A 20519-nucleotide genomic window follows, 5' to 3' on the forward strand; every position below is an offset into this window, starting at 1 on the left:
CGCACGGATCGGCGCGGTGGAGGGGGCGCGGCCCCCGGCCTGCGGCCCCCCCAAGGTATCTGTTGCCAGAGGAAGACCGGATCACTGCATGCCCCCGCCGGCGAGAATGCCGATGGCGTTGACCGCCGCACTCGCCATGGCGCTGCCGCCGCGGCGGCCGCGCAGGGTGAGGTAGGGGGTGGCGCGAGGGTTGAGGCCGAGTTCGGCCTTGCTCTCGGCGGCGCCGACGAAGCCCACGGGAAAAGCGAGGATCGCGGCCGGTTTCGGCGCGCCCTCGTCGAGGCGTTCGAGGAGGCGGAACAGCGCCGTGGGCGCGTTGCCGATGGCAACGATGGCGCCGCCCGTGTCCCACAGGTCGACGGCGGCGGCGGAACGGGTGGTGCCGAGGTCGCGGGCGAGGTCGGGCACGCGCGGATCGTTCAGCGTGCAGCGGATGTCGGTGCCGGGCAGCAGGCGGCGCGTGACGCCGGCGGCGACCATTTCGCAATCGGCATAGACGGGGGCGCCCCGGCGCAGGGCGGCGATGGCGGAGACGGCGACGTCGTCGCTGTGATCCAGCCGGTCGGCGATCTCGACCATGCCGCAGGCGTGGATGACGCGGACCGCGATCTCGGCCATGTCCCGGGGGAAGCGGGAGAGGGACGCCTCCTTGCGGACGGTGGCGAAGCTGGCGGCGTAGATGGCGGCAGAGTCGCGTTCATAGGGACGCATGGATGTCGTCCTTGTGGGGCGGCTGGATACGGGACGTTTCACGAAGCGAACGCCGGGGACCCGCATGGCGAGGCTGCGCGGCGCGGGCAGAGCGGGGCCTGGTGGGGATGACAGCCATATGCCAGGAGGGCGCCGGCCGGATCGTCGCGGCCCTTCGGTCAGGATCGACCGACCCTTGCCACGCCCCCTGCCCCTGCAATAGCGCCCGTCCCCCGGGGGCGGTCCGTCGCGATCTACCAGCCGATCTCATGCCCGCGTCTTCCGGGCCGATTCCGGGCCATGCGGGTGGTCGGCATGAGGATAGGCGGCGTGGTGGTGATCGTGGCCATGCGCGTGATCGTGGCCGTGATCGTGCGAATGGCCGTGATCTTGGTGATGCCCCTTCTGCGCCTCTAGGCGGCAGAGGCCGGTGCAGAACGTATCGCAGAGCGTGCAATCGGCGACGTTGGAACCGGGGGCGGAGGCGCCCTGCCCTTCGACGTGATGGTGGTGGCTTTCCTGGATGGCGCCGACCTCGCCCTCGAAGCCCAGGACCTGGGCGCGGTACTTGCAGGTCACGCACACCGCGGGCGGCACGGCGCCGAATGCGGGATGGTCGCGTGCCCCGGGCGGGATGTGGACGTGGCGCCCGTCGTCGAAGGCGAGCACCTGTTCGCGGTAGGCGCAGGCGGCGCAGTTCGGGGGCGGCACGGGGGCGTCCTGTTCGAGGATGCGTTCGGCGAAGGTCTCGAGGACCCTCGGGTGGTCGCCGAGATAGCCGGCCTTGACGAACTCGATCCCCGGATGGGCGGCAGCGACGCGGTCGGTGAAGCCGTAGATGCGATCAATCAGGATACCGGAGAAGAGGAAGTACGGAAAGACGACGATACGTCGATAGCCCAGCCGCGCGGCGTGTTCGAGGCAGGGCTCGACCAGGGGGAAGGTGACGCCGGAATACCCGACCTCCAGCCAGCCGAAGCCCAGCCCCTCGTGCAGCATGCGCGCGATCTTGGCGACGTTGCCGTTGGCATCGGGGTCGGAGGCGCCACGACCGATGACCACGAGGCAGGTGTCGTGCCGGGGGACGTCGTCGTCGAGCGCCGCCTCGATCCGGGCGGCGGCGGCGGCGATCATCTTGGGGTCGACGCCGAGTTCGCGCCCGTAGCTGATCGCGATGCCGTGTTTGGCGGCGTAGGTGTTCAACACCGTGGGGATGTCGTTCTTGGCGTGCATCGCGGCGAACAGCATGCCCGGCACGGCGAGGATCCGGTCACAGCCGGCCATGCGCAGGCGGTCGAGGCCGTCGCGGATCACCGGGTTGGCGAATTCGAGATAGCCGTAATCGGTCAGCCAGTCATCCGGCAGGTGGGCGGGCAGCTTCTGTGCCAGGGTGGCGAATTCGTCGACCGCCGATTGCGACCGCGAGCCGTGGCCGCAGATCATGACGCCGGTTTTCGGGCCTTTCCTCACGCGGGCTGCTCCGCCTCTTCTTCCGGCTCGGCCTCCGGCTCGGGGCTCTCCTTGTCGCCCTTGAGCCAACCGATCACGGCGGCGCCCGCGATGACGCCGAGGCCCACGCCCAGCACCCAGTGGTCGTGGCCCGCAAGTTCGCCGATATGACCGGTATGGGCGGCGGCGGGCCCCGCGGCCAGAATCGCGGGCGTCAGCAGGATCGGGAAGCGCATGGTCGGGCCTTTCACGAGCGTGAGGGCCCCGATCGGATCGCCGGCGCGGTGACGATGCCGCGTTCCGCCCCCGGTCGGGGTCGGCGGTCTGCGGCCACCTGTCCGGCCCCGTGCGGGGCGTCGTCATGCGCCAAGGGCTAGCCGGGGCGGAACGTCGACGCAACGCGATTTCCGACACGGGCGGGGCGGCGCGCGACGCGTCAGGCCAGCAGCATCCAGACCGCGACCCCGGCCAGCAACGCGCCGAAGGTCAGGTTCAGCCCCCGCGCACCCCGTTCAGAGCGGAACCGCGCCGCGAGCCGGTCCCCCAGGAGCGACCAGAGCGCGAAGGCCACGAGATTGTTGAGCGTGAAGATCGTGGTGACGAGAACCACGGTCGCGGTCGGGTCGAGCGGGAAGCGCGACAGGAACTGGCTGAACATCAGGGCGATGATGACATAGGCCTTCGGATTCAGGATCAGCAGGACCGCGCCCGAGATCCAGCCCGCGCGCGCCGCGTCGCCGGTCTCGTCCAGCGGGCCGGCGGAGGCGATCCGCCAGGCGAGCCAGAGGACATAGGCCGCCCCCGCCACGCGCATCGCGCGCATCCCCTCGGGGTGGTCGCGGAGCGCGGCGGCGAGGCCCAGACCGATGGCCAGCGTCACGATCCAGGTCGCGACGTGATATCCGGCCAGCGCAGGCCAGGTGGCCGCGAAGCCGAACCGCGCGCCGGTCGCGGCGAAGAACAGGTTGCCGGGACCGGGGCTGTAGGCCAGCGGCGCGAGGAACAGCAGAAGGGCGAGCGTGGTCTGGATCATGTGCCCATACTGCCCGCCGGGCGGGTGGCGACACGACCCGGAACCTGCGGCTTCAGCTTCCGACGCGGCCGATGCCGGGCAGCTTGAGCGCCGGTCGCGCGAAGTCGAGGCCGAAGGCCTGGCCCATGAGGTTTACCTCGATGCCGGACCGTGGCCCGAGCGACAGACCGGCGTAGCCCCAGGCCGACAGGTGCAGGTCGCCGCCGGCATCGCGCAGGGCACGCGGACCGTGACCCAGCCAGTCCTTGCCGACGGCATGGGGCGGCAGGGTCACGCCGATCTTCGGCACCTCGCGCAGAACATGGGCCACGAACGTGTTGGAGTTCGGACCGGGCCAGATGCGATAGGTCCCGGTGTCGTTCCAGGGATACGTGTCGATGGCCGCCTCGATCCGTCCGATCAGGGTCGACGCATCCGCGCCGGTCACCGTCCCAACGATGTAAGGTGCGTTGGAATACCAGCGCGCGTCCGGGGCATAGGCGTCGATGCGGACGGGCCGGCCCCAGCCGACGACCTCGGCCCGGGTCCAGCGGGTGTCCGCCCGTTTCCAGACCAGCCAGGAATGGACCGAGGCGGCCCCCTTCATCCCGCCGGTGCGCGCAGCCATGACGTGGATCGCCGCGCCGGGAACATCGGCGGCGGCCGGCAGGACGCCCGAGGCGGACCAGTCGGCCGCGCGCCAGCTGTCGGGGCGGTCCTGCGCCGTCCACCAGATCGCCGAAGCCGCCAGCGGCAGCAGGAAGCACAGCGCGAAGGCGCGCAGGAGACGCCGCAGCATGCGCGCGATCACGCCTCCGGCCGCGCCAGCATCCGCCCGAGCGGCCGCCCGCCGATCAGATGAAGGTGGAAATGCGGCACTTCCTGTACGCCATGGGCGCCGGCATTGGTGATGGCGCGGAAACCGTTTTCGGTCAGCCCCCTGTCGGCGCAGATTGCGGCGCAGGTGCGGTGGAAATCCGCGATCTCGGCCTCCGGCGCGCGGGCGTGGAAATCGGCGTAGTCGACATAGGCGCCCTTCGGGATCGCCAGCACGTGGACCGGCGCCTGCGGCGTGATGTCGTTGAAGGCGAGCGTGTGGTCCGTCTCGGCCACGGTGTCGTTCGGAATCTCGCCGCGCAGGATACGGGCGAAGATGTTCTGGTCATCATAGGTGGGCATGCGGGGCGCTCCGGTCCTTGGGTCAAGGCAGTTTGGCGCGGGCGGGGCGGCAAGGGCAATGGGGGTCGGACGGATGACCCATGTTGATCCATCGCATCAACAACCTTCGTTTCTCTTGCGCTCCGTCGCCCCCTATCTCGGCCCTGCGCGACATTCGATGAAACATGCGACGGAGGCTTGCGATGAACATGATCACAATTGCCAGACATACGCCGACCACGTCCCCCCGCCCGCCAAGGTTCAAGGGCATCTCCTGGCTCGTTCCGGCGCTCGCGCTGGCGTTCGCGGCGACCCATGGGCTGCACATCCTCTATGGACCCCTGCCGCCGGAACGGGTGGTGCAGGAAGATATAGGACCAACCCCGACCGAAGACTGGCACGGCAACGTGCGGGTGATGCACGCCACGCGCTAGGCCATCGGACGGGTCTGAGGGCTCCATCCCGGTCCGTCCCGACAGCTTCGCCGGCGAACGGGCGCGGTGCCCGCATATCGCCACGCCACGGCCCCGGATGGGCGGGCGTGACAATCTCGGCAGCCTTCAGTCGTCGAACAGATACGGCGTCTCGGCCAGAGCGCGGGCGGTGTCGGTATCGAGGTCGAGGGCCAGTTCCAGAACATGGGCGTTGGCCTCGACCGGCGCGCTCTGGGCGATGCGGTGCAGGTCGGGCAGGTCGGACTCGCGGATGCGCATTGTCTCGGAGGCGAAGTCCTGCGCGACCGTCGGCATCAGGCGTTCGATCGTCGTGCGCGGCGTCTGCGCGCCGATCAGGCCGATGCGCGCCGCGTGCCCTTCGAGATAGACCTCGTTGTAGTCGCAGTCGATCAGAAGCGTCCGGATCGTCGCACGGTCGGAATGAAGGTCCAGCAACAGGTCGTAATTGACCGGGTCGAGGCAGATCGCCAACCGGTCCGAGCCGGTACGGCGGAACAGCATCCGCAACAATGCGCGGCGGTGCCGGTGGCGCTTGGGCAGGGTCGATTCGATGCCGCCGAGGTCGGGCATCCAGGTGTCCTCCTCGTCGAAGAGGTAGTCGATGGCCGGCATGACCTGATGGTCGCGGATTGCCTGTGCCAGACGCTTGGCGACGTGGTATTTCTTGCAGATCAGCACCACCAGTTCGCGGTCGCGCCCCAGCGTGGCCGAACGCTCCCAGAAGCGCGGGGCAAAACGCCGGCCCTCGCGGCCGCGCTGCGTCAGGTAGGTGAACAGACGGCGTCCATCGCCGGCCACGGGAAACTCGGTGCGCCCGGAGGTCCACAGATCGGCCAGCCGTTCCTTCAGGTCCGCCGCCTCGGGCGAGATCTTGCGCGCGAAGAGAAAATCCTGACTGAGCAGCAGGTCGAAATGGTCGTCGTAGAAGGTCGCCGGCATCCCGTAATCGGTGAACATCAGGAAGGTCAGCGTGCGCGGGTCGATCTCGCCACGCGGAACGAGGTGGCGCACGAGGGTCTGGAAGAACGTCTCGTCGGGGATCCAGGTGGTCGCGAAGAAGCGCATCACGTCGCGGCGGTCGCGGGCGAAGGCCAGGATCTTCTCGATCGTGCCGCGGCGCAGACACCACCACTGCGATCCGATCATGACGTCGATGTCGGCGGGGATCGCGCGTTCCAGCCCCAGGCGGCGCTGCAGCTCCAGCAGGGCGTAGAAAATGCGCTTGTGGGTTCGTTCGTTGCAGAGGTGGCGATAGATCAGCCGGTCCTCCTTCATCCCGGTCTTGATCCAGTCGGACGTGAAGAAGTCGAAGCTCTCGATGTAGTCGACATCGCGCGCGTCGAGGAAGGCGTGCGCGTGATCCGACGACTTGATCGAGCGGCAGTCGCCCGACAGCATGTAGAAATGCGTCGCCCGGGGGAACGCCTCCACCGCCGCTTCGAGCGCGTTGAGCGTGGCGCGGACCAGCGACCACTCCCCCCAGCCGCAGCGCACCCGGCGGCGGACCATGACGACATTCGGATTGTCGCGCAGCCCCGCCTCGATCGCGGCGAAGGCGGATGCCGGGGCGCGGGCGTCGAAGTGGATCGCCACGCAGTCGCCCGTCGCCGTCAGACCCTCGGCCTGGCGGATGATCGCGTCCGGATCGCGATGGCACAGAAGGATGAAGGCGATCTTGGCCATGCCTTAACGTTTTACGAACCCGATTTCGGCCACACTCGCCCCGCATAGCGTGCGCGGGACGTTGAAGAAACCGGGCATTGCGGGTTTGATGCCCGGCGGCACGGTTTGGAGAGAACGGCGATGGGATTTCCCGGCACCTGGATGACCGAGAGCGAGAGCGTCGTGTATCGCGTCGTCCCGAAATGCGCCTGCTCGTCGATCGGACAGATCCTGTTCTATTCCGACCATGGCCGGTTCTTCGACGGCGACATCCATGACAGCACTGCGGGCCTGCACAAATGGGCTCAGCCCGACAGCCAGCCCCTGATCGAGGCGAACGCCAAGGGTCACAAATCCTATGCGTTCACCTGCGTGCGCAATCCCTATACCCGGATCCTGTCGTCTTTCTTCGACAAGATCGCGGGCATCCAGCGCAATGGCAAGCGGTATCGCGGCAACCTCGTCCCGATGCTGGTGCAGAAATACGGCATCGACGTCGGCAGCCCCGAAAACGGGTTCGCGTTCGACCAGATCGCGTCGTTCCGCCGGTTCCTGCTGTTCGCGCGCGACACGATCCGGTTCCGGCGGCCGATGGACCCCGACATCCACTGGTCGGCGATGGCGGGACATGTGGGAACCTATGTCGCCAATGGCGGTACCTACGACCACGTCGTGTTCACCGAGGCGTTCGACGACGGAATGCAGGTCGTGCTGGACCATATCGAGACGCCGGTTCCGGTCGACCTGGCGCAGGTGCCCCGCTTCAACGAAAGCGAGGGGCATGGGCCCAAGCGGCAGCATCCCGTGGAAGACTATTTCGACGATCTGGCGATGCATCTGATGTGGGAGATGTACCACCGCGACTTCAAGCTGTTCGGCTATGATTTCGAGAACCCCGCGAACAAGATGCCCAAGGGGGCCGTCGACATGCAGGCGTTGCATGCGCGGCTGTCCGACTAGCCGACGCTGGCGATCCTCCCGCGATAGCGGACAAGCGGGCCGACGAAGGGCATGCTGAGCGCGACATCGAACGTGGCGGCTTGGCCCTCGGCCGCTTCCAGCGTGTCGCTGCGCGGCAGGAGGGCGCGCGGAATCGGGATCGGGCCCAGGCGCCCGGCTTCGACCGGGTAGGCAAGGCCCTCGGCCGTGGGGGTCAATCGGATGCGGAAGGTCAGCGCGCCAAAACGCTCCGTAACGCAGCCCGGGCGCGTGTCGGCGCGCAGGTGGGAGCGGAAGCGGCGACCACCGAAATCGCGGGTCCAGTTTTCGGTATCGCCGTGGCGGTGCTTGTCGACGGTGACGGGCACGCGGCCCGCGGCGGGCGGAAAGCGCATGATTGCGCAGATCAGGCGCGCGACAAGGCCGGTGCCGCGTTCGACCGAGGCGGTGCCGGACCAGCGGCGGCGATGCAGGACGTCATGCAGGTCGCGGACCGAAGGCGGAAGTTCGGCATGGGCGGGGCCCAGGGCCCGGGCGAAGACGGGGGTAATGGAGGCCTCGTCGGTCGCGAAGGTCAGGGCGAGGTCGGCGGACTTGTCCCGCGCTTCGGCCAGGGTGAACTCGCCGAGACAGGCGCGCGCGCCGGGCGCGACCTGACCGGCGAGGAGCTTGGCGACCATGATGCGGCCGGGCAAGGCGGGGATATGCGGTCCGTCCCCCGCCTCGGCCAGAAGGGTCCAGTCGCGGCGGACGGCGCCCTTCGGACCGCGACCGATCACGCGGACGCGCATGCCGCCGCGATCGGTCCCGAACGGTTCGAACAGGTCGGCGACCCGGCGCATCGGACGGGCGGCAGGCTCCAGCGAGCGGATCAGGCCCGTGCGGACCGGAAGGGACAGCGCCCAGAGGCCGAGATGGAGGAGCGACATCTCCAGCCCCGCCCGGAAAGTGACGGTTCGGGCGCCGTAGCGGTCGGGAAAGAGTGCGAGGTCGGGTGCGCCGATCACGCTGGTCCAACGCGGGCCGAGGCCCGGCAACCGGATGCGGCGCAGGTCGCCCCAGCCCGCGACGTCCTGCGGTCGCCCGGCCCGCCAGATCGTCACGGGGCGTCCGGCCTGCGCCAGGATCGCGCGCATCACCGATAGGCCGCGCGGGGCCCGGTTGCCGGGCAGGATGACGCTCTCGATCAGGTGGATGTCGGTCAGGTCGGCCCGCAGGGCCTCGACCGCCGCGGAACTGAGCGCAGGAACGGAAGAAACGCCGGAGATGGCGGCCACGCCCGCAGCCCGCGCCGCCGGATCGAGCGTGGCGATCCCGGCGGTGAAGGCGGCATCGTCGCTGAGGTCGAGGTAATGGGCGCCCGCATCGATGGCCGCGCGGGCGACGGCATAGGGATCGGCGCCGTAGGTCTGGAACGGCCCGGCGGCGTCGATGACGATATCGGGGGTCTGCGCCGCGATGCGGGTCGCGAGATCGGGCGCGGCGCGGTCAAGCCTGACATCGTTGGCCGGCCCGCGTCCGGCGGCGACGACCGTCAGGCCGGGCATCTTGCGCAGGCCTGTGGCCAGGCGCGAACCGAAGACACCCGTGCCGCCGATCAGCAGGATGCGGACGTCGCGACTGGCGGTCAAAGCATCGCGGGCACGACAAGATCCGGCGGGCGGTGGCCATCGGCGAAGGTCTGGATGTTGATCAGGACCTTCTCACCCATCTCGACCCGTGCCTCGCGCGTGGCGGACCCCATATGCGGCAACAGGACGACATTGGGCAGTTCGCGCAGGCGCGGGTTCACCCCCTGTCCCCGCTCGTAGACGTCGAGGCCGGCCCCCGCCAGTTCGCCCGCGCGCAGCATCCGCGTCAGCGCGTTCTCGTCGATCACCTCGCCGCGGGACGTGTTCACGATGACGGCCGTGGGCTTCATCAGCTTCAGGCGCCGCGCGTTCAGCAGGTGAAAGGTCGAGGGCGTGTGCGGGCAGTTGACGGAGATCACATCGGCCAGCGTCACCATCGCGTCGAGGCGGTCGTGATAGGTCGCCTCCAGCGGCTCCTCCAGCCCAGCATGCAGGCGGCGTCGGTTGTGGTAATGCACCTCCATCCCGAAGGCACGGGCGCGGCGGGCGACGGCCTGTCCGATGCGGCCCATCCCAAGGATGCCCAGGCGCTTGCCGGCCAGCCGCGTGCCCAGCAGGGCATCGGGGGCCCAGCCCTCCCATACGCCATCCTGCATCTTGGCCATGCCCTCGGTCATCCGGCGCAGCACGGCCAGCATCAGTGCGATGCCCATGTCGGCCGTATCCTCGGTCAGCACGTCGGGCGTGTTCGAGACCAGGATGCCCCGCTGGCGCGCGGTGGCCACGTCGATATGGTCGACCCCCGCCCCGTAATTCGCGATCAGCTTGAGCCGGTCGCCGGCCCCCGCCAGCAGGGCCGCATCGATCCGATCGGTGAGCGTCGGCACGAGGATGTCGGCCGATTGCATCGCATCGGCCAGGACGTCGCGATCCATCGGGCCGTCATCGGGCGCGAGGCGAACGTCGAACAGGTCCTTCATCCGCGCCTCGACCTGTTCCGGCAGGCGTCGCGTCACGACAACACATAGGCGATCTCTGGCCATCTGCCGCTTGTCCCCCCTTTTGCAGGCCCGTCCCATGATGGCATCCTCGGGGCGACACGCAAGGGGCGACAGACCCCGCGTTCCCCGAGGGCAGGATAGCAGTCCATGCGAACCAGAATGATCGTCGCGGCGCTTTCGGCCCTGATGGCGTTTCCGGCCGTGGCCGAGGAGGTCGGGCCGGTCACGGGCTTGCCGCTGCCACGCTACGTCTCGATGAAGGCGTCCGAGGGGTTCGCCCGGCGCGGGCCGTCGTCGACCCACCGGATCGACTGGGTGTTCAAACACAGGCACATGCCGCTTCGCGTGGTCGACGAATACGGCCACTGGCGCCGCGTGCAGGACCGGGAGGGCGCGGGCGGCTGGATGCATTACTCGCTGCTGTCGGGAAACCGGACCGTGATCGTCGAGGCCGACGCGCTGGACCTGCACCGCCGCCCGAACCCCGATGCGCCCATCGCCGCGCGGCTGGAAGCGGGCGTGGTGGCGTGGCTGGGCGCGTGCGACCGCGGCTGGTGCGCGGTCGAGGTGGGCGACGCCGACGGCTGGGCCCGGACCGAAGCACTCTGGGGCGTGACGCCCGGGGAAGTGCGCGACTAGGTTTCGACATTGCGCGCGCCCGGGCCGTCCGCCCCCTTCGCGTCGTCCGGGTTGTAGAGGGCGCATTGCGTCATCGACAGGCAGCCGCAGCCGATGCAGCCGTCGAGGTTGTCGCGAAGGCGGGTCATGGTCTCGATACGTTCGGTCAACTCGTCGCGCAGATCGGCGGCGATGGCGGCCCATTCCTTCGGCGTCGGTGGGCGCTCGGACGGGGGGCCCAGGGCCGCCCGGATGCGGGCGAGCGACAGGCCGAGGCGCTGCGCGATGCGGATGAAGGCGAGGCGGCGCAGCTCCGCCCGTGGAAAGCGCCGCTGCCCGCCCCGGTTCCGCGGCGGCGAGATCAGGCCGCGTGCCTCGTAGAAGCGGATCTGACTGACGCTGAGACCGGTCCGGGCGGCGACCTGGCCGATACCGAGTTCCTTGGGAAGCATGGTGTTTTTCCTGTTGACCTGAACCATGGTTGAGGTCCGACAAGGCACGGGTCAAGCGAAACCAGGAGAGATGCGATGACCCGGCTGGAACATATCAACATGACCGTCCGCGACCCAGATGGCGTGGCCGCCGCCCTGTGCGACGTGCTGGGCTGGCGGGTCCGGTGGTCCGGCGCGGCCCTGGGCGACGGGCGCAGCGTGCATGTGGGCGACGACGCGTCCTATGTGGCGCTGTACCGGCCACCCGGTGCGATCACCGATCCGGCCAGCACCTATGGCACGCATGGGGCGATGAACCATCTGGGCGTCGTGGTCGACGATCTGGACGCCGCCGAACGCGCCGTGGTCGCCAAGGGCTACGCCCCGCGCAGCCATGCCGACTACGAACCGGGACGGCGGTTCTATTTCGACGGCCCCGAGGGGATCGAGGTGGAGGTGGTCAGCTACACCTGATCCAGGGCCGCGTTGAACGTCGCGGCAAGCTGGTGCCACAGCATTTCGGTCCGTGCGTTCAGAAGGCGGCCCTCGGTCATGGTTGGGCGGTATTCCGTGCCGTCCAGCAAACGCGACATGCCGCCCGCCTCCTGCAGGATGAGGACGCCGGCGGCATGGTCCCAGACGTTGAGCATGCCGTTCAGGCAGAAATCCGACCCGCCCAAGGCCAGCTGCCGGTACTCGTGCAGGCTGGCCCCCATCGAATTGGCACGGCGGAACATCGGGGTCAGCGCCGCGAGCGCGGGCTGATGCGCCTTGGGATAAAGGTAACCGCCCAGATTGCCGCGCTGGTGGTCGAACGGCACATCCGCCGTGTCGACCGACAGGCGGCGTGATCGGCCGGCCCGGTGGAACCAGGCGCCCTGCCCCCGATGCGCGACGATCCAGTCGTCGAAGCTGGGGTCATAGAGCAGGCCCCAGACGGTCACACCATCCTCGACCACGGCGACGATCACGCCATAGTTCGCGATGCCATGCGCGAAGTTCCAGGTGCCGTCGATCGGGTCGATGATGGTGACGCGGCCCTGCCCCACGCGATCGAGCAGGGCGCGGTCTTCGGCCACGGCCTCTTCGCCCACCACGGTGTCGCCGGGCAGGATGGCGTGGATGCGGGCGGTCAGCGCGTCTTCGGCGGCGCGGTCGGCCACGGTCACCAGATCGTCGAACGCGGCCTTGGCGTCGATGTCTTCGCCCGACAGGTTACGGAAGCGCGGCAGGATCTCGGCCGCCGCGACCGCGCGGACGGCTTCGACGATGCCCGCGGATTGCGCGTCGCTGATCGGCATCAGGCCGCGTCGTCCAGGCCGCGCCCCTTGAGCAATGCCTCGACCCCCGGCAGGCGCCCCCGGAACCGGGTGTAGAGGTCGGCTGCATCCGCCGACCCGCCGACCGACAGGATGTTCGCCTCCAGCTTCTTCGCCAGATCGGGGTCGAACGGATCGCCCGCCTCCTCGAACGCGGCGAAGGCGTCGGCATCCATCACCTCCGACCACATGTAGGAGTAGTAGCCCGACGAATAGCCGTCGCCCGAGAAGACATGCGCGAAATGCGGCGTCGCGTGGCGCATGCGGATGGCGCGAGGCATGCCGATATTCTCCAGCACCTCGGCCTGCTTCTGCATCGGATCGGCGGGGGCCGGGCCGTCGTGGAAGGCGAGATCGACGAGGGCGGAGGCGACGTATTCGACGGTCTGGAAGCCCATGTCGTAGGTCGCGGCGCGCAGCAGGCGATCGCGCAGGGCGTCCGGCATCGCCGCGCCGGTTTCGGCATGTGTGGCGAATTCGGTCAGCACCTCGGGCACGTCGAGCCAGTGTTCATAAAGCTGGCTGGGCAGTTCGACGAAATCGCGCGCGACCGACGTGCCGCTGACCGACTGATAGGTCACGTCCGACAGCATCTGGTGCAGGGCGTGACCGAATTCGTGGAACAGCGTGCGCGCGTCGTCGTAGCTGAGCAGCGCGGGGTCGGCATGGGCGAAGTTGCACACGTTGACCACGATCGGGCGCACCTCGCCGTCGAGTTTCGATTGCGAGCGCATGGCACTGCACCAGGCGCCCGACCGCTTGGACGGGCGCGCGAAATAATCGCCGAGGAAGACCGCGACATGTTCGCCGTCGCGGGTCACGTTCCAGGCGCGGACATCCGGGTGATAGGCGTCGATGTCGAGGGGCGCGAATTCCAACCCGAACAGGCGGTTGGCCACCGCGAACTGCGCCTCGATCATGCGGTCGAGCTGGAAGAAAGGCTTCAGCTCCGCCTCGTCCAGGTCGTGCAGTTCCAGACGCCGCTTTTCGGCATAGTAGCGCCAGTCCCACGGCTCCAGCGGGCCGGTGATGCCGTCGGCATGCGCCATGCGGGCCAGATGCTCCATGTCCGACAGCGCGGCGGTGCGGGCCGGGTGCCAGACCTGCATCAGCAGGTCGCGGACGGCATCGGAAGTGCCCGCCATCTCCGTCTCGAGCTTGTAGGCGGCGAAATTGTCGTAGCCCAGCAACTCCGCCCGCTCCTCCCGCAGTTTCAGGATCTCGGCGGCGATCGCGCGGTTGTCGGTCTCGCCGCCATTGGCGCCGCGCGCCGTCCACGCCTCGTAGGCCTTCTCGCGCAGGTCGCGGCGGGGCGAGAATTGCAGGAACGGCACGATCAGCGAGCGGTTCAGCGTGACGACCGGACCGGGGCGATCACGCTCCTTCCCGGCGGCGCGGGCGGCCTCCTTTACGAAGTCGGGCAGGCCGGTCAGGTCCTCTTCGGACAGGTCCATGAACCAGTCGCGCTCGTCTGCCAGAAGGTTCTGACTGAACCGGGTGCCGAGCGTGGCGAGGCGGGATTTCACCTCGGTCAGGCGATCCGCGGCGGCGCCTTCCAGCGCGGCGCCCGAACGGACGAAGCCGCGGCGGGTCAGCATCAGGACCCGCGCCTGTTCGTCGGTCAGGTCGAGGTTGTCGCGACGGGACCAGAGATCCTCGATCCGGGCGAAGAGTGCCTTGTTGTTGGTGATCTCGGATGAATACGCCGAGAGCTTCGGCGCCATCTCGCGCTGCAGCGCCTCACGCGCCGGCGTGCTGTCGGCGCCGGCGAGGTTGTAGAACACGCCCGCCACGCGGTCGAGCGTCGCATCCGCGCGTTCCAGCGCGTCGATCGTGTTTGCGAAGGTCGGCGCATCCGCGCTTTCGGCGATCGCGGCGATGTTGGCGCGCCCCTCCTCCATCCCCCGCTCCAGCGCGGGGCCGAAATGGTCGTCGGAAATCTCGGCGAAGGGCGGCAGGGCGAATTGTCCGGTCCAGTCTTTCAGCAGAGGGTTGGTCATCGGGCGTCTCCTTTGGCGTGCAAGCTAGGCCCCTGCCCCGCCGGTTGCTAGGGTCGCCCCGAAGAGGAGGGGAACGACATGACCTGGTCCATCCACCACGTGAACCTGCAGGCCCGCGACGTCCGTCGGACGGCCGCGTTCTATACCGACGTCCTGGGCCTGCAGGAGCGGCCCTGGACCTTCCCGGAAACGCGCGGCTACCTGCCCGGCGACCCGGACAAGCTGGCCCTTCTGGGCGACGGACGGGACGGACATTCCGGCCTGCACCTGATCGCGCCGGACCCGGATTTCGCCGCGCGCAACGACCTGGACTTCAACCCGTCGGTCGGGGGCCATGTCGCGTTTCGGGTCGGGAACCTCGACGCGGTGATCGAACGTCTTCGCGCTGCGGGAATCCGCCATTCGGTGACCGGCGAGTTCGCCATCCCGGGCCTGCGACATGTCTATACCGAAGATCCGGAAGGCAATCTGATCGAGATCAACGGCCCCATCCGCCCCTAGCGCACTCGTCCCGGGTCGCGCCGGATCATACGGTGCACGACGCCGTCGCGCTTCGTCAGATGCCGGAATGCGCCCGCGACATGCAGGACGGGCATCGCGATCAGCACCGCGTGGAAAGCACCGTGAACCGTCGGATCATCGGGCCAAGAACCGTCAGGCTAATGCCGCCATGCACGATGGCGACCCCCCGACAGGACGCGGCGCACCCCTGATCCCGGCGGCGAACGCCGCTTCTATTCCGCCGCCTGACAGGAACTGGAGCACGGCCGGCAAGGCGACCAGCCAATGCGCGAGCATTCGGCGAATGGACGGGGCTGGTATCGGCCATCGCAGCCTCCTGCAATCGAAGGCCGAACACCGTACGGGGGCGGCGATCCCGCCCCCGGCGGTGCGATCAATCGTCCAGTCGGACGTGGGCGGTCTTGTCCTGAAAATCCTCCTTCGGATCACTGCCCATCAGCATCTTGATCCCGGCCACGAGGCTCGACCCGTCCTCCCACAACTCCGCCTCCTTCGCGTCGAAGCGGATCAGGCGCATCTTCGGATCATCCTTGCCCTCGAACCATGCGGCGACGAACGGATTCCACAGCCGGTCGATCACCTCGGGGTCATTGTCCAAGGTCATCGTCCCGCTGGCCGAGGCCCACATGTCATGCCCCTTGCTGACGAAGGTCATGGTGCCCGGGCGGTTCGATCCGGAGAGGATCCGGCCCAGATCGGTCTCGACCGAGGTGAAGAACCAGAGCGGGCCGGTATTCTCGTCGCCGTCGACCTGCGCGGTCATCGGGCGGGGATAGGCGCCGTCGCAGCCCAGGAATACGGTCATGTCGGACCGAAGGGCCTTCCAGAACTTGGCTTCGATCTTGTCGGGGGCGGTCATGTGCATCTCCTGTCGGTGGGTCTGCGGGGAAACGTGCGGGGCGGCGCCCTGTTCCGCCGGGAACACGCGATGCGCCGCCCGCGTTGACGCGCCACCCATGCGAAGAACGGAGTGACCGACATGAAACCCTTCCTACTGCTGACCGCGTTGCTGACCACCCTCGCCGCCTGCGAGACGATCGAGGGCGCCGGCCAGGACATCGAGGATGGTGGCCAGGCGATCCAGAACGCTGCGAATTGAGCGATTGCCGGTCCGCTTCGAACGGACCGGCCGAACCGACGCACATAACCGAAAACGCCCCCGCCCGGATGGTCGGGGGCGTCCTCGTTTCAACGGTTCGGATTGAACGCGAGGCGGGGCGTCCGTGGCGAAACGCGCTGTTTCTGCGGAATTGGGTAATGGTGATGGGCTTGGTGACCCGCCGATCGTAGCCCATTTGATGCAAAATGCAGTGGGGCAAGGTCCGGGCGTTAAGGCTCTGGCAATGTCTGCGCGACCATGACGGCGTCGTTCAGAAGCCAAGGAACCAAAGATGAAGATCACGTCCATTGCCTCAATTGTGTTCGTCGCCGCTATCGTTTCGGGTTGTGCCAAACAACCCGAGGCAATTCAGGCAAGCTATGTCTCTCCCACCGTTTTCGCAGACCGAAATTGCGCGTCGATCGTGACCGAGCGCAATCGGGTCGTTCAGGAGGTCAACACCGTCAGCGCGGCCCAGAAAAAGAAGGCAAATTCCGATGCGGTTGCGACCGGCGTGGGCACGATCCTGTTTTGGCCGGCCCTGTTCATGCTGGCGACAGGTGGCGACAACGAAGCGCAGCTCGCCACCTTGAAGGGCAACTATGACGCGCTGACGGAGGCCGGGACGGCGAAAGGCTGCTTCTAGTTCCGCGCTAAATGCCAGGAATTTTCGCAGGGCGTGTGACCGACACACGTCCTGCGGACCTTACCAGAGACAGGATCAGTCAGAAGGCCGGCTCTCGCGATCAGTCATGGTGTGGGACGGCAAATTCCACGGCTTCGGATATGGTTCGTCGCATCGAAAGTCGATCATCTATACGGCCCGACCCTACGATCCCTTTTGCAATGAACCCTACTGCGGAACGCCAATCCGGTTTGAGGCGCTACCCATCCATCTTCAATGCCGAAATAAACGCGCTCTGCGGGATCTCCACTTTCCCGAACTGGCGCATCTTCTTCTTGCCCGCCTTCTGCTTCTCCAGCAGCTTCTTCTTCCGTGTCGCGTCGCCGCCGTAGCATTTCGCGGTCACGTCCTTGCGCATGGCCGACAGGGTTTCGCGGGCGATGACCTTTCCGCCGATGGCCGCCTGGATCGGGATCTTGAACATGTGGCGGGGGATCAGGTCCTTCAGCTTCTCGACCATGGCGCGGCCACGTTGTTCGGCACGGTCGCGGTGGACCATGGTGGACAGGGCGTCCACGGGCTCGTCATTGACCAGGATCGACATCTTGACCAGCGCATCCTCGCGGTAGCCGATCATCTGGTAGTCGAAGCTGGCATATCCCTTCGTCACCGATTTCAGACGGTCGTAGAAGTCGAACACCACCTCGTTGAGCGGCAGGTCGTAGACCACCATCGCGCGCGGACCGGCATAGGTCAGGTCGAGCTGGACGCCGCGACGATCCTGGCAGAGTTTCAGCACATCGCCCAGATAGTCGTCGGGCACCAGGATCGTGGCCTTGATCCGCGGCTCCTCCAGGTGGTCGACATGGGTCAGGTCGGGCATGTCGGCGGGGTTGTGCAACTCCGTCATCGTGCCGTCCTTCATGTGGATGTGATAGACGACGCTGGGCGCGGTGGTGATCAGGTCGATGCCGTATTCGCGCTCCAGCCGGTCGCGGATCACCTCCAGATGCAGCAGGCCCAGGAAGCCGCAGCGGAAGCCGAAACCCAGCGCAGCCGAGGTCTCGACCTCCGACGAGAAGGACGCATCGTTGAGCGAAAGCTTCTCGATCGCGTCGCGCAGATCCTCGAACTCGGCGGCATCGACCGGGAACAGGCCGCAGAAGACCACGGGGACCGAGGGCTTGAACCCCGGCAGGGCGCGGGTCGTGCCGCGCTTCTCATGCGTGATCGTATCGCCGACGCGGGTGTCGCGGACCTGCTTGATCGACGCCGTCAGAAACCCGATCTCGCCCGGACCCAGCACGTCGATCTCGGTCATGGGCGGGCGGAAGACGCCGATGCGGTCGACATGATGGGTGGTGCCGTTCGACATGAACTTGATGCGGTCGCCTTTTCGCAGATGTCCGTCGATGATGCGCACCAGGACGATCACGCCCAGATAGGCGTCGTACCAGCTGTCGACCAGCATCGCCTTGAGCGGCGCGTCGGCGTCGCCCTTCGGGGCGGGCAGCTTGTCGACGATGGCCTGCAACGTCGCGGTGATGCCCTCGCCGGTCTTGGCCGACACCAGCAGCGCTTCGGAGGCGTCGATGCCGATGACGTCTTCGATCTGCTCGCGAACGCGGTCGGGCTCGGAAGCGGGCAGGTCGATCTTGTTGAGGACGGGGACGATTTCATGGTCCGCGTCGATGGCCTGATAGACGTTGGCCAGCGTCTGCGCCTCGACGCCCTGGGTCGAGTCGACCACCAGCAGGGAGCCTTCGACAGCGCGCATGGAGCGGCTGACCTCATAGGCAAAGTCCACGTGGCCGGGCGTGTCGATGAGGTTCAGGACATAGTCCTGGCCGTCGGCCGCGGTCCAGTCGATGCGGACGGTGTTGGCCTTGATGGTGATGCCGCGCTCGCGCTCGATATCCATGGCGTCGAGCATCTGTTCCTTCATGTCGCGCAGGGCGACGGTGTTCGTCTCCTGGATCAGGCGGTCGGCGAGGGTCGACTTGCCGTGGTCGATATGGGCGACGATGGAGAAGTTGCGGATGCGGGAGAGGTCGGTCATGTGGCGCGGCCCTTTGGCAGGTTTCACGCCGGATACACCGGAGGCCCCGAGGGTGGAAGAGGGGCGGTCGTCGCGGGGGGTGCCAGGTGCACACCAACCGTCCGCCCCACGTGCAGACGTTCGAACGCGTGGGGCGGCCGGCCAGGGGATCGGCTCCGGCATGGCCGGCCCGATCCCCTTCCCCACAGGGTTCAGCGGGCGCGGCGGCAGACGCCGGCGTCGTCGCAGAACACGCCGGCCAGGCCGCCGATGATCGCGCCGCGATCGCCGTTGCCGTTCACGGCCTTGGCCGCGCCATAGCCGACCGCGGCGCCGACGAGGCCGCGCTCCATGTCGCTGTCGATGGCGGCGCCGGGTCCGCAGGCGGTGAGCAGGGCGGTCGCGGCGATGATGGCCAGAATGGGTTTCATGTCGTCTCTCCAATAAGGTCCCGGTCGTTCGCCGGGTTCGGTCGTGGCGCGTCTCATGGCGCCGAAGGACCGGATGGCGGCCGGAACGCGCGAGGCATTCCGACCGGCCCGATCCGGCATGGGTGGCTGCTAGCGGATTCCGTGCCGGTTATCCGATGACGGGCGGCGATGGCGAGGGGTACGGGCGGATTTCCGCAGGGCATTTGGATGACGTGCGTTGCCGGGGGCCGATCGTTCGTTTCGGACCTGACCCGTCGTTTCCCTGCCTGGACCCGCCGATCCGGAACCACTGCAAGGCGGGGCGCAAGCTTCCGGCAACCCCTTGCGGCGGCCTGCGGCATCCCGTCCTCGCCCGGTGCGCCAATCGCGTTATGTTCCCTGCCAACCCCGGCGGCGGGCCTGGCCCGACTGCCGCGCGAACAGAACCGAATGCCAGTCTTTGGGAGACGCACAGATGACGAGATACCCCCTGAAAGTCACGCTTGCCGCCGCTGCCATCACGGCCGGGGGCGCCGCGCAGGCACAGACGCCCTGCGACGACGTCGCCATCACCGAAATGGACTGGGCGTCATCCGCGATCGTCACCCATGTGGCGACCTTCCTGATGGAGCAGGGATATGGCTGCGACGTGCTGATGGTCCCGTCCTCCACCACGCCGGCGATGGCATCGGTGGCAGAAACGGGCCGGCCCGATATCGTCACGGAGGTCTGGCCCAACGGCAATCCGGCCTATGACGGCTTGGTGGAGGCGGGCAAGATCGCGACGATTGCGAACGTCTTGTCCGACAGCAGCGTACAGGGCTGGTACGTTCCGACCTACCTTGTGGAAGACCACCCCGAACTGGCCACCCTGCAGGGTATTCTCGACAATCCGGACCTGGTGGGCGGGCGCCTGCATTCCTGCCCCGACGGATGGCAATGCAAGGACACCACCGAGTCGATCGCCCGCGCCGTCGATCTCGAGGGAGCGGGCATCGAACTCTTCCAGCACGGATCGGGCGAGACCCTGGCCACATCGATGGCCGCCGCCGTCGAGAACCGCGAGCCTTGGCTCGGCTACTATTGGGAGCCGACGAGCCTGATCGGGAAATACGAGATGACACGCGTCGACCTGGGGCCGTTCGATGCCGAGGTCTGGGCCTGTACCGTCGATCCGGATTGCGAGGAGGATGGGCTGACCGCATATGCGTCTACGCCCGTCGTGACGGTCGTGACCACGACCTTCGCCGACGATCAGCCCGAACTGGCAGCGTTGATGTCGAATGTCGCGTTCACCAACGCCCAGATGGGCGACGTCCTTGCGTGGCAGGAGGACAACAGCGCCTCCGCCGAGGAGGCAGCCGTCTATTTCCTGACGACCTATGACGACGTCTGGCCGGCCTGGCTGAACGACGAGGCCCGCGCCAACCTCTCGGCGCTGATCGAATAGGCGACATTTCAAGAACACCCGGCCCGGTCACATCGGGCCGGCTGTCGCGGCGCGCCGATCGGGACCGGCC

General features: G+C 67.8%; 23 protein-coding genes. 8 read left to right on the top strand and 15 right to left on the bottom strand.

The genetic code is table 11. The features are described 5' to 3' along the window. Positions 1–81: 81 nt before the first annotated feature. From MWU52_RS10065 to MWU52_RS10090, 6 genes are all read right to left on the bottom strand, one after another. Entirely contained in the window at positions 82–711 is a 630-nt protein-coding gene (locus MWU52_RS10065) for a precorrin-8X methylmutase (RefSeq protein ID WP_246951623.1), read from the bottom strand. A gap of 246 nt (positions 712–957) precedes the next feature. Then, positions 958–2133 (bottom strand): sirohydrochlorin chelatase, encoded by a 1176-nt coding sequence (locus MWU52_RS10070; protein ID WP_246952851.1) that lies wholly within the window; start codon positions 2131–2133, stop codon positions 958–960. A gap of 23 nt (positions 2134–2156) precedes the next feature. After that, positions 2157–2375, bottom strand: a complete 219-nt coding sequence (locus tag MWU52_RS10075) for a DUF6732 family protein (protein WP_246951625.1) — start codon at positions 2373–2375, stop codon at positions 2157–2159. Positions 2376–2575: 200 nt separating this feature from the next. Continuing rightward, a complete protein-coding gene (locus MWU52_RS10080; RefSeq protein ID WP_246951628.1) occupies positions 2576–3172 on the bottom strand; it encodes a LysE family translocator in 597 nt (198 codons plus the stop codon). 52 nt (positions 3173–3224) lie between these two features. Then, positions 3225–3950: a DUF3750 domain-containing protein gene (locus MWU52_RS10085; RefSeq protein WP_246951630.1), complete on the bottom strand. Its 726-nt coding sequence runs from the start codon at positions 3948–3950 to the stop codon at positions 3225–3227. Positions 3951–3958: 8 nt separating this feature from the next. After that, complete coding sequence (locus MWU52_RS10090; RefSeq protein ID WP_246951632.1) at positions 3959–4330, bottom strand: HIT domain-containing protein; 372 nt, start codon at positions 4328–4330, stop codon at positions 3959–3961. 182 nt (positions 4331–4512) lie between these two features. Here MWU52_RS10090 and MWU52_RS10095 point away from each other — a divergent pair, with 182 nt between their 5' ends. Next, positions 4513–4743 carry a hypothetical protein gene (locus MWU52_RS10095; RefSeq protein WP_246951633.1) on the top strand — a complete coding sequence of 77 codons (231 nt, stop codon included), beginning with the start codon at positions 4513–4515 and terminating at the stop codon, positions 4741–4743. A gap of 126 nt (positions 4744–4869) precedes the next feature. On the opposite strand, the gene MWU52_RS10100 is transcribed toward MWU52_RS10095, so the two are convergent. Then, a complete protein-coding gene (locus MWU52_RS10100) occupies positions 4870–6447 on the bottom strand; it encodes a DUF5928 domain-containing protein (protein ID WP_246951635.1) in 1578 nt (525 codons plus the stop codon). Positions 6448–6567: 120 nt separating this feature from the next. Here MWU52_RS10100 and MWU52_RS10105 point away from each other — a divergent pair, with 120 nt between their 5' ends. Next, entirely contained in the window at positions 6568–7386 is an 819-nt protein-coding gene (locus MWU52_RS10105; RefSeq protein ID WP_246951637.1) for a sulfotransferase family protein, read from the top strand. Here the strand turns inward: MWU52_RS10105 and MWU52_RS10110 are convergent. Together MWU52_RS10110 and MWU52_RS10115 are read right to left on the bottom strand one after the other, a co-directional pair. Next, positions 7383–8996, bottom strand: a complete 1614-nt coding sequence (locus MWU52_RS10110; protein WP_246951639.1) for an SDR family oxidoreductase — start codon at positions 8994–8996, stop codon at positions 7383–7385. The two genes, MWU52_RS10105 and MWU52_RS10110, sit on opposite strands and share 4 nt — an antisense overlap. After that, a complete protein-coding gene (locus MWU52_RS10115) occupies positions 8993–9979 on the bottom strand; it encodes a D-glycerate dehydrogenase (RefSeq protein WP_246951641.1) in 987 nt (328 codons plus the stop codon). Before MWU52_RS10115 ends, MWU52_RS10110 begins: the two co-directional genes overlap by 4 nt. Positions 9980–10084: 105 nt before the next feature. On the opposite strand from MWU52_RS10115, the gene MWU52_RS10120 reads away from it, so the two are divergent. Beyond that, positions 10085–10576, top strand: coding sequence for an SH3 domain-containing protein (locus MWU52_RS10120; RefSeq protein ID WP_246951643.1), 492 nt, complete (start codon positions 10085–10087; stop codon positions 10574–10576). Here the strand turns inward: MWU52_RS10120 and soxR are convergent. Continuing rightward, positions 10573–11007: a redox-sensitive transcriptional activator SoxR gene (gene soxR / locus MWU52_RS10125; protein WP_246951645.1), complete on the bottom strand. Its 435-nt coding sequence runs from the start codon at positions 11005–11007 to the stop codon at positions 10573–10575. The two genes, MWU52_RS10120 and soxR, sit on opposite strands and share 4 nt — an antisense overlap. 75 nt (positions 11008–11082) lie before the next feature. On the opposite strand from soxR, the gene MWU52_RS10130 reads away from it, so the two are divergent. Continuing rightward, positions 11083–11460: a VOC family protein gene (locus MWU52_RS10130; protein ID WP_246951647.1), complete on the top strand. Its 378-nt coding sequence runs from the start codon at positions 11083–11085 to the stop codon at positions 11458–11460. Here MWU52_RS10130 and MWU52_RS10135 read toward each other — a convergent pair. Further along, positions 11451–12287 (bottom strand): inositol monophosphatase, encoded by an 837-nt coding sequence (locus MWU52_RS10135; protein WP_246951650.1) that lies wholly within the window; start codon positions 12285–12287, stop codon positions 11451–11453. The two genes, MWU52_RS10130 and MWU52_RS10135, sit on opposite strands and share 10 nt — an antisense overlap. Further along, positions 12287–14305 carry a M3 family metallopeptidase gene (locus tag MWU52_RS10140; protein ID WP_246951651.1) on the bottom strand — a complete coding sequence of 673 codons (2019 nt, stop codon included), beginning with the start codon at positions 14303–14305 and terminating at the stop codon, positions 12287–12289. The genes MWU52_RS10135 and MWU52_RS10140 overlap by 1 nt, the downstream gene beginning before the upstream one ends. A gap of 78 nt (positions 14306–14383) precedes the next feature. Between MWU52_RS10140 and MWU52_RS10145 the strand changes: the two genes are divergently transcribed. Then, entirely contained in the window at positions 14384–14806 is a 423-nt protein-coding gene (locus MWU52_RS10145; protein ID WP_246951652.1) for a VOC family protein, read from the top strand. A gap of 394 nt (positions 14807–15200) precedes the next feature. Here the strand turns inward: MWU52_RS10145 and MWU52_RS10150 are convergent, their stop codons facing one another. Next, positions 15201–15686, bottom strand: coding sequence for a pyridoxamine 5'-phosphate oxidase family protein (locus tag MWU52_RS10150; RefSeq protein WP_246951653.1), 486 nt, complete (start codon positions 15684–15686; stop codon positions 15201–15203). Between the two features lie 120 nt (positions 15687–15806). Between MWU52_RS10150 and MWU52_RS10155 the strand changes: the two genes are divergently transcribed. Beyond that, entirely contained in the window at positions 15807–15926 is a 120-nt protein-coding gene (locus MWU52_RS10155; RefSeq protein WP_246951654.1) for an entericidin A/B family lipoprotein, read from the top strand. A gap of 292 nt (positions 15927–16218) precedes the next feature. Beyond that, entirely contained in the window at positions 16219–16572 is a 354-nt protein-coding gene (locus MWU52_RS10160) for a hypothetical protein (protein WP_246951656.1), read from the top strand. A gap of 238 nt (positions 16573–16810) precedes the next feature. On the opposite strand, the gene lepA is transcribed toward MWU52_RS10160, so the two are convergent. Then, positions 16811–18610, bottom strand: a complete 1800-nt coding sequence (gene lepA / locus MWU52_RS10165) for a translation elongation factor 4 (protein ID WP_246951658.1) — start codon at positions 18608–18610, stop codon at positions 16811–16813. Between the two features lie 191 nt (positions 18611–18801). Continuing rightward, the gene (locus tag MWU52_RS10170; protein WP_246951660.1) at positions 18802–19020 is read right to left on the bottom strand and encodes a hypothetical protein; all 219 of its coding nucleotides are present in this window, start codon (positions 19018–19020) and stop codon (positions 18802–18804) included. A 454-nt stretch (positions 19021–19474) separates the two neighbouring features. Between MWU52_RS10170 and MWU52_RS10175 the strand changes: the two genes are divergently transcribed. Beyond that, complete coding sequence (locus tag MWU52_RS10175; protein ID WP_246951663.1) at positions 19475–20449, top strand: glycine betaine ABC transporter substrate-binding protein; 975 nt, start codon at positions 19475–19477, stop codon at positions 20447–20449. Positions 20450–20519 lie beyond the last annotated feature (70 nt).

Source organism: Jannaschia sp. S6380 (assembly GCF_023015695.1).
In the GTDB taxonomy this organism is placed as follows: Bacteria; Pseudomonadota; Alphaproteobacteria; order Rhodobacterales; family Rhodobacteraceae; genus Jannaschia.